Annotated in this window: 14 protein-coding genes; 11 read left to right on the plus strand and 3 right to left on the minus strand. The window is 41.2% G+C overall.

The window, feature by feature from the left end:
• Positions 1-125 precede the first annotated feature (125 nt).
• The 9 genes from V7K41_RS20830 to V7K41_RS20870 all read left to right on the plus strand — a co-directional run bounded on the left by V7K41_RS20830 (position 126) and on the right by V7K41_RS20870 (position 8,495).
• Complete coding sequence (locus V7K41_RS20830; RefSeq protein WP_334851233.1) at positions 126-707, plus strand: phycobilisome protein; 582 nt, start codon at positions 126-128, stop codon at positions 705-707.
• A gap of 447 nt (positions 708-1,154) precedes the next feature.
• A complete protein-coding gene (locus tag V7K41_RS20835) occupies positions 1,155-2,018 on the plus strand; it encodes a phycobilisome linker polypeptide (RefSeq protein WP_334851234.1) in 864 nt (287 codons plus the stop codon).
• A 456-nt stretch (positions 2,019-2,474) separates the two neighbouring features.
• The gene (locus tag V7K41_RS20840; protein ID WP_334851236.1) at positions 2,475-3,233 is read left to right on the plus strand and encodes a phycobilisome rod-core linker polypeptide; all 759 of its coding nucleotides are present in this window, start codon (positions 2,475-2,477) and stop codon (positions 3,231-3,233) included.
• A gap of 249 nt (positions 3,234-3,482) precedes the next feature.
• A complete protein-coding gene (locus V7K41_RS20845; RefSeq protein ID WP_334851238.1) occupies positions 3,483-4,019 on the plus strand; it encodes a phycobiliprotein lyase in 537 nt (178 codons plus the stop codon).
• A 59-nt stretch (positions 4,020-4,078) separates the two neighbouring features.
• A complete protein-coding gene (locus tag V7K41_RS20850; protein WP_334851242.1) occupies positions 4,079-4,708 on the plus strand; it encodes a chromophore lyase CpcT/CpeT in 630 nt (209 codons plus the stop codon).
• Positions 4,702-5,040, plus strand: a complete 339-nt coding sequence (locus V7K41_RS20855; protein WP_334851243.1) for a CpeR family transcriptional regulator — start codon at positions 4,702-4,704, stop codon at positions 5,038-5,040. Before V7K41_RS20850 ends, V7K41_RS20855 begins: the two co-directional genes overlap by 7 nt.
• A 347-nt stretch (positions 5,041-5,387) precedes the next feature.
• Positions 5,388-6,395 carry a phycobilisome rod-core linker polypeptide gene (locus V7K41_RS20860; RefSeq protein WP_334851245.1) on the plus strand — a complete coding sequence of 336 codons (1,008 nt, stop codon included), beginning with the start codon at positions 5,388-5,390 and terminating at the stop codon, positions 6,393-6,395.
• A 212-nt stretch (positions 6,396-6,607) separates the two neighbouring features.
• Positions 6,608-7,000: a hypothetical protein gene (locus tag V7K41_RS20865; protein WP_334851246.1), complete on the plus strand. Its 393-nt coding sequence runs from the start codon at positions 6,608-6,610 to the stop codon at positions 6,998-7,000.
• Between the two features lie 577 nt (positions 7,001-7,577).
• A complete protein-coding gene (locus V7K41_RS20870) occupies positions 7,578-8,495 on the plus strand; it encodes a M23 family metallopeptidase (RefSeq protein WP_334851248.1) in 918 nt (305 codons plus the stop codon).
• Positions 8,496-8,807: 312 nt separating this feature from the next.
• Here the strand turns inward: V7K41_RS20870 and V7K41_RS20875 are convergent, their stop codons facing one another.
• Positions 8,808-9,662, minus strand: coding sequence for a cyanophycinase (locus V7K41_RS20875; RefSeq protein ID WP_334851250.1), 855 nt, complete (start codon positions 9,660-9,662; stop codon positions 8,808-8,810).
• A gap of 340 nt (positions 9,663-10,002) precedes the next feature.
• Positions 10,003-10,206 (minus strand): hypothetical protein, encoded by a 204-nt coding sequence (locus V7K41_RS20880; protein WP_334851252.1) that lies wholly within the window; start codon positions 10,204-10,206, stop codon positions 10,003-10,005.
• A gap of 329 nt (positions 10,207-10,535) precedes the next feature.
• Here V7K41_RS20880 and V7K41_RS20885 point away from each other — a divergent pair, with 329 nt between their 5' ends.
• Together V7K41_RS20885 and V7K41_RS20890 are read left to right on the plus strand one after the other, a co-directional pair.
• Positions 10,536-12,446 carry an ATP-binding protein gene (locus V7K41_RS20885; protein WP_334851254.1) on the plus strand — a complete coding sequence of 637 codons (1,911 nt, stop codon included), beginning with the start codon at positions 10,536-10,538 and terminating at the stop codon, positions 12,444-12,446.
• 316 nt (positions 12,447-12,762) lie between these two features.
• Positions 12,763-13,353: a thioredoxin family protein gene (locus V7K41_RS20890; protein ID WP_334851256.1), complete on the plus strand. Its 591-nt coding sequence runs from the start codon at positions 12,763-12,765 to the stop codon at positions 13,351-13,353.
• Positions 13,354-14,022: 669 nt separating this feature from the next.
• Here the strand turns inward: V7K41_RS20890 and V7K41_RS20895 are convergent.
• Positions 14,023-15,138, minus strand: a complete 1,116-nt coding sequence (locus V7K41_RS20895; protein WP_334851258.1) for a sensor domain-containing diguanylate cyclase — start codon at positions 15,136-15,138, stop codon at positions 14,023-14,025.
• Positions 15,139-15,496: the final 358 nt, after the last annotated feature.

Raw genomic sequence — 15,496 nt, forward strand, 5'->3', positions numbered from 1 at the left:
TGCTGAGTGGGGAATCTCACTTCTTTACTCAGCACGGGCTAAACGCCCCGCTTCCGCTAACGGAACTCGAAACTCGGAACTGTTTTGCCCCATACTCCATGCCCAATACCCTATCCCCAAAACCAATGACTCAATTAAGCGAAACCGTTAAAGAATTAATAGCTAAAGCTAGAATTGTCAGCTTTGCTGAGTGGGAACAGTCCCATCCAAAAGCAGCAATCGCTATATTTCAAGCTGCGGATGATGCTTTTCGCTATTTAAGCGATGAAGATTTATTGCAGATTATAACCTTGTCACCGGATAATTCAGCCTTGATTCCTGTTGCTGTGTTATTACGCGATCGCGCAGCCGAAATCGTTGATGAATCTAGGGAACAAGTTTTGGCAACTTATCCCGAAATTATCCAGCCTGGAGGTGGTCTTTATCCACCTGAACGTGCCCAAGCTTGCTGGCGAGATTTTTGGCATTTTCTTCGCTGTATTACCTATGGCATAGCAGGTGGCCACACTAAATATACAAATCCCACAGGACTGCACTATATGAATTTGCTCTATCAGGAATTACAAGTTCCATTGGATGCAATGGTTTTAGGCTTAAAAAGCATCAAGGCTGCTAGTTTGAAACGCTGCCAAGCCGATCAGCAGCAAACTCTTGCTCCCTATTTTGACCATTTAATCAGCCAACTAGCTACTTTCCAAATTCAATAACTTAAGTGGGCATGAATAATTAAAGGTTGCTAGTTAGGGCTGAAGCTCTTACTAAAAGACAATCTTACTCAATTTTACATTGCATAATATAGTTGATTTTATTCATGCCCACTGATTGAGATAAACTTGGGTTACTCAGCACGATTAATACTCTGGCTCAAGGGAATGACACAATACCATCACTTACATCCCAATCGCAAATCAAATACTAAAAAAAAGCTGAATTTTCTCTAAAGTATGATTTAACTTAACAAATTTTAATAAATATGGTTTCGGCATCGTATCACAATATGTAAAGGCAAACGATGCAAAAACTTAAAATCATCACGAGTAATAAGGATTTAAAGTCTCTATGTCCTCTCCTTTGTCACCATGATGTAAAGTTTTTTAACATCTGCTAAATATCCTTCTCATAAAATTTAGTTGTTAATTGGGAGATAGATTTGAATGGCTTTTGGACCAGCATCACGATTAGGGGTCGCTCTGTTTGAAGACACCGATCCGATTGATCTGTGGCCAAATCGCTCCAATGAAGATGTTGAAACCGTAATTAGAACTGTCTACAAGCAAGTTCTAGGCAACGCTTATGTAATGGAGAGTGAGCGGCTTTCTGTTGCTGAATCCCAACTCAAACAGGGTGACATTAGCGTTCGCGGGTTTGTGCGTCAAGTCGGGAAGTCGGAACTTTACCGTTCGCGGTTTTTTGATAGCACCCCTCGCTATCGGGCGATTGAATTAAATTTTAGACATTTCCTTGGTCGTGCGCCATTGGATTTAGAAGAAACGCGTACACACAGCACTATTCTGGATACAAAGGGCTTTGAGGGTGAGATTGATTCTTATCTAGACAGCGACGAATACCAAGAAACTTTTGGGGAAAACATTGTGCCTTATATTCGAGGCTACAAAACCGAAGCTATCGAGAGTTTGGTTCAGTTTACCCACTTATTTCAACTGGTACGTGGTTCCTCTAGCAGCAGCCTAAAAGGTGACTTAGCTGGCAAACAACCAAAATTAAACAGTCTGCTAATTCAAAGCACGCCTACTCCTGTGGTTTCACCAGCCAGCAAGGGCGCGACATTCCGCAAGCCAACATCTACTCCTCGCACTCGTCAAGGTGTGGGATCTGATGATGATGGTAAGGTCTACCGGATTGAAGTGACTGGCTACAAGGCAAATGTGGTAAATAGCATTTCCAAATTTCGCCGCAGTAACCAAGTCTTTTTCGTGCCATACAACAAGCTTTCACAAGAGTATCAGCGGATTCACAAGCAGGGCGGTACGATCGCCAGTATTACCCCTGTAAACTAAAGAATAGAAATTGGGGATTTAGAGATTAGGGATTGGGAAATAATTCTGCTATACTCAGTCTTTAGTCTTTTAATCCCCAGTGCCGATCGTTCTGGGATTTACGCAAAACTACACGCACTTGAGAGGCAATATCCTGTGCGAAGCTGCTTCTCTATTAGATGCTTCGGCAATGCGTCTACATACATTGCCCTTACCTGAAAATCATTCTTTTCGGCTATAGTTTGCGTAAATCCCGATCGATCAAAAGTTAGCCAAAGCGCTCGCTAATCTGGAGTTTGACCAATTCCGCCCTCAGTTGCGATCTACGAAGACATTTAACCCACTTTCACAAACTAAAGTTTTACAAAAGCTAGTCAGTAGCAAAAATAACTGACAACTGATGGGAAATTCTACCTCTATAAAGGGGTAGGATACTCGTAAATTTAATTTAATTAGCGTTTTTCAGGAGATACTTCAATGTCACTTTGGGCTATTGATTCACCTACTGTCGAGCTGCGTCCGAACACCAGCGAAAGTGAATTACAAACACTGATTCGGGCAGTTTACAAACAGGTTTTGGGTAATGCTTACTTGTTGGAAAGTGAGCAACTAGCCACTGCTGAATCGCAATTGCGCGATCGCAAAATCAGCGTCCGCGAATTCGTCAACACCGTTGCGAAATCAGAGATTTATCAATCCCTGTTTTTCAACTCTTCTTCCCAGTATCGGTTCATTGAACTAAACTTCAAACACCTGCTAGGACGTCCTCCTGCCGATCAAGCAGAAATTTCCGAACACGTCCGCATCTACAACGAACAGGGCTATGATGCTGAGATCGAATCCTATATCGATAGCAAGGAATATCAGCAGAATTTTGGCGAGAATATTGTTCCCTATGTTCGCAGCACAAGTTCCCAAATAGGAATTAAGAATGTTACCTTTAACCGCACCTTTAGCTTAGTGAGAGGATTTGCTAGCAGCGATGGCAATCGCAAAGCCAAACTGATTGGCGATATCGGTTCCAATTTACCCACATCCATCAAGGCTCCCGCCGCTGGTTCTAGTGTCAGCAGCACCGATAAACGCTTCTTGATTAAAGCTGTTAAAGGTGCAAGTAATCTCCGTACTCGTTTGGGCAACCTGGAATATGTAGTTAACTACAACCAACTGTCTGGACAAGTGCAAAACATTCATCGCACAGGCGGCAAAATTATCAGTATCACTGAAGTTGCTTAGATTTGTCTAAGTAGGAGACTGGGGACTGGAGACTGAGGGGAGAATAATAACTCTAAACTCCTAACTCTTGTACAGACGCGATTAATCGCGTCTCTCCCCACTCGCGATTAATCGCGTCTCTACTCCTAACTCAGCACTCTCAAATGCAATTGTGGTCAAGGACGCTAACATATAGACTAGGAGAATAACTTTCTTTTTTGCCAAGATATCTCTTGGATTTTAAGCTACTTTTTTAAGATCGCTTTTTTAATGGAAATTACTGAATTTTTTGAACTTTCAATTGGACGATGGCGATCGCAACGAAGCGCTCATCATTTAGCATTCGCCCACTTTGAAGAAGTATTGTCTGACATTGACATTGAGTCCTTATCCACCACCGATCCAGCAGTGGTGGCAATTTGTCAATTGTATGACACTGAACCCGCCAGTATTACTCACCCCTTTCGGATGACTTGGGAAGGTGAGTCAGACTGGGACGATAAACCAATCTCTGGCAGTACTGTACTAGTACCAATTCCCGATGTCGAAAATCCTTCTAGAGGAAAACTACTGCGGGACAAGGGGTACGCCGAAACAATCCCAGCAGTGGCTAAATATCATCTGAGTGACGATGGTATTTTTACCCTGTTAACAGAGTATGAACTTGCTGCTGCTGAGGAGCGAATTTGGTTTGCTAACCCAAATCTCCGATTTCGGGTAGCGATGATTAAAACCAGTGATGGTAAAGGTGTGACAACAGCTTCCTTTTCTTCAGAGATTCGCTCTTTGTCAAGTTCAACCAGTTAGCAAATATCAGGTTAAAACATAAAAGGAATCATCTAGTTTTATCACTCCTGAAGTTGAATATGACGATAGCGCCCAGTGAATCTAGCACCAACGCTAGCGATTTGCTCACCTTAGCCTGTTGGATGGCAGGAGATTTTAGCAACTACAAGCAATCTTTTGCAAATCCGCAACTTTACGCCCACATTCACATTTTTTTTCGTCCTTTACCGATTGAATTTTTTTCTGGCATCGGTTTTTATTCTGAACAAGCTTATGACCACGATTTATGGACACCCTATCGTCAGGGAGTACATAGACTAGTCGATTGGGGCGATCGCATTTATATCGAAAATTACAGCTTGAAAGACCAGATGCTTTATGCAGGTGCAGCTCGTGAATTAGATATTCTCAAAACCATCACCCCAGAAAGCATCGAACGGCGTTATCACTGTTCAATGATTTTCCAACGAGAAGGTGAAATGTATCGAGGTAGTGTGGAACCAGGCAATCAATGTCTGATTAAGCGCAATGGATGCCAGACATATCTTGTCAGTGAAGTAGAAGTAACTGAGCATACTTGGATAAGTCTAGATAAAGGTATGGATATTGAAACCCACGAGCAAATATGGGGATCTACCGCTGGCCCATTACAATTTGAAAAACGGGAAAGTTTTGCTGATGAATTACGTGCGGTGAGCGCATTATGTTGATTCAGCTAGAATCTGTTAAAACCAAAATGTTGCCTCCACTGGCTGAAAAAAAGATGCGCTGCTGGATTCGCAGCCGCCACTTGATTTGTTCGGGTAACTTTTTTATATTCGAGACATTAGAATACACAACGATTGAGAGATTCTCTGAATGCGTTGCTTCTTTAGGAGGAACAGTAATATCCGTTGACCCGATTAATAAAATTTGGATGGGCGATCATCGCCAAGTAATTTTATATCAGGCAAAAGCTAGTTTACATACACCTCATCATAATTTGAAACAATACTGGATAAAATACGGTGGTTTCTACACTAGATTTGATGAGCGTGCTTGAGAGTTACTATCCTGTAGAAATTTTTCTAACAGGCGTCTACACTGCAATTCAAAATTAAGTTTTGAATTTTAAATACTCCCCAAGGGGGTTGGCGGCTAATTGTTAATGTCTAATTGCTAATTTTTTTATCATGATTAGCTGTTAGTTATTAACAGTTAGCCGTCTAAGTTTGTTAGAAAATGTAACTAAAAAACTCCCCAAAAGTTGATAAGTTAATATCAGTAATCAGTAATTAGTAAATCTTAAGTAGGGCCCGTTATGGCTTTGCTATTTAGTATTGCCACCCTACTACAGAAATTTTATTTTTACTTGACAAATTAGTTACTCTTACCCACAATAACCCAACTATGCAGATTTTCCTAGACGACGAAACCAGACGACGCCAATATCAAGCATTTCCCCAAACAGAACCCATCGAACTGTGGACTACTGCTTCAGTTGATGACATTGAAATTGTAATTCGGGCAGTTTATCGGCAAGTGTTGGGTAATGCCTACATCATGGAAAGTGAGCAGCTCGTAGTTCCAGAATCACAACTCAAGCAAGGCATAATCGATGTCCGTGAGTTTGTGCGTCAAGTTGCCAAATCAGAGTTATATCGCTCCAGATTTTTTGATAACGTTTACCGCTACCGGGCAATTGAACTTAACTTTAAGCACCTGCTCGGCCGCGCTCCCGATGATTACTCCGAGACTAAACATCACAGTAACATTCTCGATGAGAAGGGTTTTGAGGCGGATATTGATTCTTATCTTGATAGTGACGAGTATTTAGATGCCTTTGGGGATAACATAGTGCCATATTACCGAGGTTATAAAACTCAAAACGGCAAAAAAATATTGGAATTTACCAATATGTTGCAACTGGCGCGGAGCAACTCTAGCAGTGATAAAAACTTAGCAACGAATAATGAACCTCAACTGGTGCGATCGCTAATTACCAACGTTCCTTACGGTAGACAGAAACTCACGGATATTAGTGCATTGCTAGCTGAAATATTCAAGCCGAAGCCAGAAACTGCTGCTCCAGTTAATACCTTTATTGCAGCTCCCACAGCAGCCGAGGAAAGCTTGCGGCAAAAGATTCAAGAGCAAGAAAGCCAAATTGCAACTTTGCAACAACAATTAGCAGACTTAAGACCATTTGCCAGCATCGGGACAACAAAATTTAGTAGTAGTTGGCAGTCTTCTAGTTCCCCGACCAGCACAGGCGAATATACATCTTTGCAACAGCAAGCTGACGCCCAAGAAAAACAAATTGCAGCTTTGCAAGAGCAAATTGCTGATGCTCGACGGTCTGCGACAATTGGGGAAGCCCGGTTGAATAAGTGGCGCAGTCGCGTTTTTAATGGCTAATTTCTCTACTGTTTAATTTTATCGGGTGGGTTAGGCAAGTTTAACTCACCCAGCCCTCTTAATGCGAACAAATGAACTAGTTTAGTAAAATATAAATGACATCTAGCAAAAGAGGTATGTTTCAACTATTGAAACAAAATGCATAACCAGATTGTCGCACCGACTTCTGGATATTCGTCTTAAGTAAAGATTATTTACTCAAAAATAACTGGATGTCCTCCGAGCAGCGCCTAGAACAGAAACGCCAGATATTACAAAAGCAGTACGATCTAGTAGCCGAGAAATTAGACAGGCTACGTCGTGATTATGCGATCGCGACAGATACTCTCATTCGCTTTCAACGAGAAAAGCAGATTGAACAGACCGAGAAAGAACTAAAGGAATTAGAACAGCAGCTTTATTATCTGGAACAATCTGTGTCTAGTGAACGGCTATATCATGCTTTGTTGAAATTAGGCTATCGCAAACAGACACGAGAATTCCGCAGGTTTATTGAGGTTAACTCCACAGCAGCTTTTCTAATCCACGGTTCACCAGACTATGGTCAACGCTGGCTGTTAAATCGGTTAGTAGTACAACAGATCCAGGTCGTAAACCGGAAGTAAACGGTAGGATATTTAAACCAGGTGAGTTGGCTGAGGTATTGATGACTTTATATTCTACACAATCAATTGGACATGAAGGCGATCGCGGCATAAACTAGAAACACTTCAGGCAGAATGGGATCTGTGCCATCAAAAATTATCTAAATTGCGTCACGCTTTAGTAGCTGAAACTGATGCAGCTAAAAAGTTTCAATTAGAACAGCAAGTTTTTGATGAAAAGGCGAAACTGGCATATTTAGAGAATGAAATGAAAAATTGAATCTGCATTGCAACCATAGAATTTATTAAAACTTCATTCAACTATGGGCGAAAACTAATATCGTGTCCGGCTAAAGACTTATCATTTAGACCGCAGTTCTTGCTGGGAGTAGGGGGAAAGAGGCTTTTGGGATTTTTGTACAGATGCGGTTAATAAGTGATTAACCGGACTTGATATAAGACCTCGTTGGTGAATTCAAAATCTAAAAAGCTAGAAAGCTACAAACTCACTAAAGATTTCCTGATATTTTCCGAGTAAGCTTGAAATAACAAATAATCAGAAAGTGTCTGAATTATTGTTCTAATAGACTTACAACTTATGAAAAAAGCTACTGCTTATCGATACCGTACTTATGGACTAATTGGGTTAATATCTTTAACCACTGTATTAAGTACAGCTACATCTGCCTTAACACAATTAACAGGCGATTCCCCAATTGGGCAAACTCCTATCCCTACTTCTAACTTAATCTGGCCAACTCAAGGGTTTATTTCTCAAGGCTTCCGCAAATATCAACATGAAGGAATTGATATTGCAGGGGCATCTGGAACTCCTGTTGTGGCTGCGGCATCCGGTACAGTTGTCAAAGCAGGTTGGGATGATTGGGGATTAGGAAATGCCATAACTATTAAACATCTCGACGGCAGCATTACTGTTTATGGCCACAATCGTCGTTTGTTGGTGAGCAAGGGTCAACAGGTCATTCAAGGTCAAATGATTGCCGAGATGGGATCTACAGGCAATAGTACAGCACCTCATCTGCACTTTGAAGTTCATCCAAATGGTCGAGTAGCAGTTGACCCCCTTCGTTTGTTGACATCCGTAACTGCAAGTGTTGGCTCTGGTTCTAAAGTTCAGCAAGTGGATAACCCGAACCACCCAGTCTCGTCACCCCCAGTAGCAAATCAAGTTTCACCTCCACAGCAGCCAATTCCTATAGATTTTACACCTGTAAGCACTGATACTAAATGTAATGGAATTAGTCTTATTGAAGGTGAGACAACAAGCATTCGTGTAAAAGTCTGTGAAGAAAATGGTCAATTATTTTATATTGGGCAATTGAAGCAAGCCCCAAGCAAGCCTATAAAAATAACAGCTTTGAATATTGGTAAAGACAGATATCGAGCAGATAATGGTAGTTTTTATTATTTAGTCACTCCACAAAGAGTTGAAGTTTGGCGAAATGGCAGTCAGATTCGTTCTGACAGTTTTTATAGTTTAACGAAATCGCCTTGATATTCTTTCTACCTTACTTTGGTGAAGATGGTTATTTAAAATATCACTTTTTGCTATACTAGATTGTTAAAAACTTATACCAATTCAATTAATGATTGCAACATATTCTTGGGTGAAGACGCGATTCATCGCGTCTCTACAAATGGTCTATTTGTCGCATTCTTTTTTCAAATTGGTATTAGCTACTGCGCAGATTTTATTTCGCTTACACTCAAGTTTTGAACCGCTTGATATCCCCTGCCTACCAAAGGTTGAGGCAGGGGTATTACAGCGATTAGATAAAACTTTCAGTTTAAATACACTTGCTAAAAGTTAAGTGTTAACTGAAGCAAGTGGTTGAGAGCCATTTGGTACAGAGCCATTATTTAGGATAGGCTGACGAGTTTTCAGGTCAAATTTGAAGCCATGTGGCAAAATATGAAGCTTTGCTCCACAAATCGCCAAAGACTCATCCTTCAAAATTTCGCCCATATTGTTATATGTAGCTTCTGATTCATCAACAATCGTAACCGCACCTTCACCAATTACTTCAATTTGATTATCTATCACCACCATAGCGGTATTTTCGTCAATACCAAATCCCAAGACAGCAGGCTGTAGTATCAAAGCTGATATTAAACGTCCCAAGCGTCCGCGTTGGGAAAAATGCTGGTCAATTACTACCCCTGGTAAAAATCCCAAACCTGGGCCCATTTCGACAGTTTCAATCCGAGGATGTGTTTCTGAGTCGCCTTCCACAATCATTACGTCTGGCATCACAGCAGCTCCGGCGCTTGTACCTGCGATAACTGCGCCTTCAGAAAAGCGCTGGTGAATCGCCGCATCGATTTCGGTGTCCTTGAGGATGTTGGTAATACGCGCTTGATCTCCCCCTGTAAAAAATATCCCAGTTGCTTTATTAATAGCTTCCAATGCGGTAGATGAAGATGCATCTTCACGGGTTTCTGTATCAATGATGCGAACAGTTTCCGCTCCCAGGCGCTCAAACACTCTGATGTAATTTTCTCCTACTTCTCTTGGTAGTTCTGTGGCTGCTGTCAGAATTACAATATATGCCTTTGTACCCCCAGCACGTCGTACAAAGTCCCGCAAAATTACGGAATCTCCCTCTTTATCTTCGGCTCCCCCAATAATTACTAACTGCCTTTTGATATTACTTTCCACCATGATGCACCCCTGGATTTGAGTTAATAAATATCACTAAAACATGACAATTCAATGTATCAAATCATCCCTTTGATAGATTACTTGATAAAAGTAGGGTTAACATTTGCGTAGACGTATTCACGGAGCGTCTCGTAGAGAAGCGGCTTGTCGTTAGACATCGCAATTAGACCAAAATGCTTTTCCAATTACTAAATAAAATTCACAACGTCAACTGCCTCTAGAAAACACTTCTAGAGGCATTGCTGGCTATATTGCTAATTGTCGATTGAAAATTTATCGAGCGATGTAAGTAACTGGTATTGACCCTAGCTAGATGCAAATAGATATCTGATGGCAAGTCCTAATCAACTCGACTTTTGTTAAGCAAGTTAGTTAAGAAAAAACGTGCTTGTTCTAGTGGGAGATGCCTGGGTTTGCCTTGGTAGACAATTTGATACTCATTCATGTCTGCTCCATCTCCATGTCCAGAGATCAGCTTTTTGTGAAAAGCTTCGTCAGCAAGTTCTCGAATCTCATCTCTTAGAGCAGCTTGTGTGCTATTCATAACTTTGCTGTGTTTTTATGCTGTCTTTTTAATGCCTCATATATATTTATACAATTTTTGGATGAGTGTTGCACCATTCAAAGGTTATATCTTTGATTATTCATGAGGATGAATTGACTGTTTTTGATTCCTGGCAGAAGATTGGAGATTTAATTATGCCTTAAGATAGTTAAAAATGCTTAGTAATAGAGTTAGCGTGGGTTCTGATTAGCTCAGTGGCAAAGCCATCACTCTCCAAAATTAACGTGAGTCAATCTACAATCAGTAAGTCTGAGTAACTACAACTCAGCATTAAAATTTCAGGGTGTTTAGCCGAAGGGTTGTAATCAATGGTTCTACAAAAAAGCAGTGAATTAGTCCGCATTAATGCTAGAAGGACGGATGTATTCGATATTTTCAACTTCAAGCATTACCTTGGCCCCAACCCTTATTTAGATGTAGGGGCGCTAGTATTTGATTTTGCTCTAATTGACTCTAGAGAGCCTTTGCCCATTGAAGATTATATTGCCAGCATTGGCGATCGCTATCCAAATCTTCGCGAGCAAACCTACGAATCTTATGCTCATCTGTTTGCCCAAGTTGTGTCCGAAGCCGGGAAATTGGACATGGATTTACACCTTAACCACTGGAGTGTTAAGCCATATCCAAATCTGACGCGGATTGGCGTCCAATCACTACACGAACGCACAACTAGAGAGGTAGTCTACTTTGTTTGGGATTGGTTTGAAGCCATTACCCAAGACGAAGACTTTGCCTTTGATGAGCAGCTAGTAAGGTTGCAAGATAAATTTCGCGCATCTGTCTATGGTGGCCCCACAGTTTACGCCCTATTGCGAACAGCTTATGAGAAAGGTATTCCCGCCTTCTATTTGTGGGAAGAAGGATTGATGCAATACGGTTTTGGAAAAAAACACGTCAGGGGGGTAGCAACAACATTTAACTGTGATAGCCATCTAGATTCGGAGTTTACTACCCGCAAAGATGATTGTAAGGCATTTTTGAAAACCTTGGGTTTTCCAGTACCTGAAGGTAGTATTGTCTTTTCCGAAAAAGAAGCCTTGGCAGCAGCAAGAGAAATTGGCTACCCAGTGGCAGTTAAGCCAGTGGTAGGTCACAAAGGAATTGGCGTCACGGCTGATGTACAAGACTCAAAAGAACTGATATCTGCTTATAATCGGTCAGTAGCAGCGATTCCCGAAAATCAGCAAACCCGAATAATTGTTGAGAAAAGTATTTCAGGATCGGATTTTCGTATGCTGTGTGTCAATGGTCGATTCGTCGCTGCCACAGAACGGCGTCCCGCATCGGTTGTAGGTGATGGGTACTTAACGCTTGCAGAGTTAATTCGCCAAGAGAACCGCAAACCTGCACGTTTAGACACGCCAACTTCGCCGATGAGTAAAATTCAGATCGATGAAGCGATGGAACTCTACCTGGAAGAACAGCGCTTATCATTAGACAGCGTGATTGAGAAAGGACGCACTGTTTACCTGCGTAAAGTTGCCAATCTTTCAGCTGGAGGTATGAGCATCGATGCAACCCCGACAGTTCATGATGACAATATTATCTTGGCGCAAGATATTGCCCAACATTTTCAGCTAACTTGCCTGGGAATTGATGTTATCACCAAAAGTCTCGCAGAATCTTGGAAGTCCAGTAACTTTGCCATCTTGGAAATCAATGCTGCACCAGGCGTTTTAATGCATCTTAAACCTTCTGTTGGTGAAAGTGTTGATGTGCCTTCTCATATTTTAGAAACCTTTTTTGAGTCGGGTACAGATGCCAGGATACCAATTATTACCTTTAACAAAATTTCAGTTGAAGAACTACAAGCGACGATTGACCATATCCTTTTGCAAAATCCCAACTTGACAATAGGTGCTGTTTGTCGTGATGCCGTTTTTGTGAATCGCTCGAAAAAAGTATTAAGCAAAGATTACAACAGTAATGTCCAAACTTTGCTGCGTCATCCCAAAGTTGATTTGCTAATTGCCGAGTACCCTGAAGAAATCCTCGAAGAACAGGGCATATTTTACCAGAATAGTAATATCGTAGTTTTGGATAATCCCACCGAAACGGAGATGATTTTGGTGCGGGATGTTTTTGATGGTTCGACTGTGGTGATTAGAAAAGGCAACGATATTTCTATTCGTCGCAAAGGATTGATTGAAGATTATACTTTGGGTGAAGATGAACCATTTACGCGGGTTTATTTGAAGGAAACTGGAGCAATTTTGTAAGTTAAGTAAATAGGTGCTTCGGGATTGGGGATGGTGAGGTCCCCTCTAGGGATAAGGGGTAATGGGGACTGGGGAGCAGGGGAGAAGTTGTAGCAAGTCTTTCCCTTTGCCCCTCTTCCTTTTATGCCCAATGCCCTTCAGGAGTGCTGAGTGGGGAATCTCACTTCTTTACTCAGCACTCGTAACTCGAAACTTGGAACTGTTTTGCCCCATGCCCAATTTCCAGTTCAAGCTTCCAAAGCTAGAGAAATTATAGAGTGCCTGGAGTCAGCTAAACTAAAGAGGAAATTGCCTAATAAGTTTTAATAATGCTGTTATGAGTACTGATTCACCTGTTAATTCTCCCGAAAAACTTGAATCGACATTCGGGAAGCGTTTGAGAAACTTCTTAATTGTAATGGTAGCGATCGCTCTTAGTGTTTCCCTCGTCTTAGGATTGCGAACTGAAACAACCTCGGCAACTTTAGCCAAGTTAAGCGAGACTTCCACACCATTAGAAGTAGCCGTCAGCAACGGTAAACCATCTTTAGTAGAGTTTTATGCTGATTGGTGTACTGTCTGCCAAAAAATGGCACCAGATATCACTCAATTAGAAACAGAGTATGCTGACAAGATGAATTTTGTCATGCTGAATGTAGATAACACCAAATGGCTGCCAGAAATGCTGAGATATCGGGTGGATGGGATTCCCCATTTTGTATTTTTGAGTCAGCAAGGGGAAACCATCGCTCAAGCGATCGGCGATCAACCCCGGACGATTATGGCTAGCAACTTAGAAGCTTTAGTTACTGGTTCCTCTCTCCCTTATGCTCAAGCTAGCGGCAAAGTTTCCAAATTTTCAGCCCCAGTTGCACCAACGGCGAATCAAGATGATCCCCGCAGTCATGGCAGCCAGGTAGTAAATTAAAATAATTCGTAATTCGTAATTAGTAATTAAAGACTGTTATTTAATGGGATTTAGACCCAGACTAAAACTTTCGACATTATACACCTTGGCGTTACCTTCTCCCAAGGGGAGAAGGAGAATTAAACCCAATACGCTTGGGTTAGGAAGAATAGTAGTAGCGCGATATGCTTAAAATGTTGGGTTTCAAAAACTTACGAAAACCAAAATTCAATAATTATAGCAGGAGGCAGAAGGCAGGAGGCAGGAGGCAGGAGGCAGGAGGTAAAAGTATTACTATTCCTAGCTTTCATGCTTTCAAAATGTCCTAACCTGTGTGATTACGGCTATAACAGAATTACTCAACCCAATAAATTAAGCTTGCCGTGCTACTAGGTTGGGTTGAGCTTAAGCGTTACCTAATACCAATTCTGTATGAAGATGCGCTAAACCATAAGTACAAGAAAGAAAAACGAACCGCAAAGGACGCAAAGGACACAGAGAAAAAAGTTAAAAAAGTTTGGCGCAGGCTCACAAAGAAATGGTATAACAAAGTCTTGATAATGTTGGGTTTCGTTCCTCAACCCAACCTACGCCTACTGGCTGTTTAATAGATTAATATCTGATGTTCAATAACGAATCTCGATTTTTATCAGCACTACTCTTACTTGCTTAATCTTCAGACAGGATGATTCATATAAGAGATTGCCGCTTGAGCCGCTTATGAGCATACATTAATTCGTCAGACCTGGCGATTAGTTGTTCTAGTGACATATTGCTCTCTGGTGAGTAACGCTGTATGCCCATACTCATCGAAAGTTTATAGCTACGGTTTTGCTGCTGATTAAAGTTAGCGATATTTGTTTGTAGACGCGCTTGGATACTATCAGCGTCTTTAAAGTAGCTAGAGATGAAAACAATGAACTCATCACCACCCAAGCGGGCAACAATATCTGAGTTCCGAAAACTTTGCTTAAGTAATTGACCAGCATCAATAATCAAGGCATCTCCCATGTCATGACCAAGGGTGTCGTTAATCTGTTTTAATCCATCTAAATCAATGAACATAACCCAGCAAAACACTTTCATACGGTGAGCAATTTTTAACTGCTGTGCAGCCATTAGAAAGAAACCACGTCGGTTATACAAACCTGTTAGTTCATCAGTCAGTAATAAATGTCTTCCTTCGATCTCTGCTTGTTTGCGGTTGCGAACTTCCTGAATGAGTTCCATTTGAGCGATCGCCTGACGACTTAGGCGGCGCAGTGCATCTAACTGCTGGTAACTTAAGTGATGAGGAATGGTATCTAGAACACACAATGTCCCAATTGGAAGACCATCAGACGTAATTAGAGGGACACCAGCATAAAAACGAATTTTGGGATTACCTTTGACTAAGGGATTGTTATTAAAGCGATCGTCTTTAATGGCGTTGGGAACCACTAATATATCCTCTGGTTGAAGAATGGCATGGGAGCAAAAAGACCCATCTCTGGGTGTTTCGTTACTTTTTAGTCCAACCTTAGATTTAAACCATTGGCGATCGCTATCAACTAAGCTAATTAAAGCAATTGGAGTTTTACAGATGTAGGCAGCAATAGCAGTTAGGTCATCAAATGCTTGTTCGGGTAGGGTATCTAGAATATTGTAGTCTGCCAGCGCTTTGAGCCTTTCTGCTTCATTGTCAGGTAGAGGAACAGCTTGGGTTTTCACAGATGAGTGTCTAAGCCTTAGCCAGGAAAGTTTGGGACGCTGGAAATTTTGGAACAACCGCAGCATTACTTTTCCAGCAACAAGGCTGCGTGACATAAATATCTCTGCAACGAAAATCAACATTCGGTTGAATATACAGAAATATTGTATTACATGATGTTCTTCATGCCTTTGGTTTGCTCTGTTGTTCATGTCACCCTAACTTTCCCTGTGCAAATTCCTTAAGTATCTAGATACTTACAAGGTCTTTTGCCCACAGCCGACTTAAAAAATATCGATTTTAGCTAAAAATTATCAAAACTTATTATATTGTTAGAGTTCTGTATCATGGATTAATGTTTTTGATACTACTAATTTGTTTATACATAAGTTCCAAGGGTTAGAAACTGTTTCGGAGAACTTCTTCTCACAATTTACTTGAGCGATCGCTTAACTTTGCAGCACAGTCTTCTCA

The organism is Nostoc sp. (genome assembly GCF_036917415.1).
In the GTDB taxonomy this organism is placed as follows: Bacteria; Cyanobacteriota; Cyanobacteriia; order Cyanobacteriales; family Nostocaceae; genus Nostoc.

Coding starts and splice junctions, on each gene's coding strand:
- V7K41_RS20880 (WP_334851252.1), bottom strand. CDS start 10,206: ATGAATAGCACACAAGCTGCTCTAAGAGATGAGATTCGAGAACTTGCT.
- V7K41_RS20845 (WP_334851238.1), top strand. CDS start 3,483: ATGGAAATTACTGAATTTTTTGAACTTTCAATTGGACGATGGCGATCG.
- V7K41_RS20895 (WP_334851258.1), bottom strand. CDS start 15,138: ATGTCACGCAGCCTTGTTGCTGGAAAAGTAATGCTGCGGTTGTTCCAA.
- V7K41_RS20850 (WP_334851242.1), top strand. CDS start 4,079: ATGACGATAGCGCCCAGTGAATCTAGCACCAACGCTAGCGATTTGCTC.
- V7K41_RS20885 (WP_334851254.1), top strand. CDS start 10,536: ATGGTTCTACAAAAAAGCAGTGAATTAGTCCGCATTAATGCTAGAAGG.
- V7K41_RS20865 (WP_334851246.1), top strand. CDS start 6,608: ATGTCCTCCGAGCAGCGCCTAGAACAGAAACGCCAGATATTACAAAAG.
- V7K41_RS20860 (WP_334851245.1), top strand. CDS start 5,388: ATGCAGATTTTCCTAGACGACGAAACCAGACGACGCCAATATCAAGCA.
- V7K41_RS20830 (WP_334851233.1), top strand. CDS start 126: ATGACTCAATTAAGCGAAACCGTTAAAGAATTAATAGCTAAAGCTAGA.
- V7K41_RS20840 (WP_334851236.1), top strand. CDS start 2,475: ATGTCACTTTGGGCTATTGATTCACCTACTGTCGAGCTGCGTCCGAAC.
- V7K41_RS20855 (WP_334851243.1), top strand. CDS start 4,702: ATGTTGATTCAGCTAGAATCTGTTAAAACCAAAATGTTGCCTCCACTG.
- V7K41_RS20870 (WP_334851248.1), top strand. CDS start 7,578: ATGAAAAAAGCTACTGCTTATCGATACCGTACTTATGGACTAATTGGG.
- V7K41_RS20835 (WP_334851234.1), top strand. CDS start 1,155: ATGGCTTTTGGACCAGCATCACGATTAGGGGTCGCTCTGTTTGAAGAC.
- V7K41_RS20890 (WP_334851256.1), top strand. CDS start 12,763: ATGAGTACTGATTCACCTGTTAATTCTCCCGAAAAACTTGAATCGACA.
- V7K41_RS20875 (WP_334851250.1), bottom strand. CDS start 9,662: ATGGTGGAAAGTAATATCAAAAGGCAGTTAGTAATTATTGGGGGAGCC.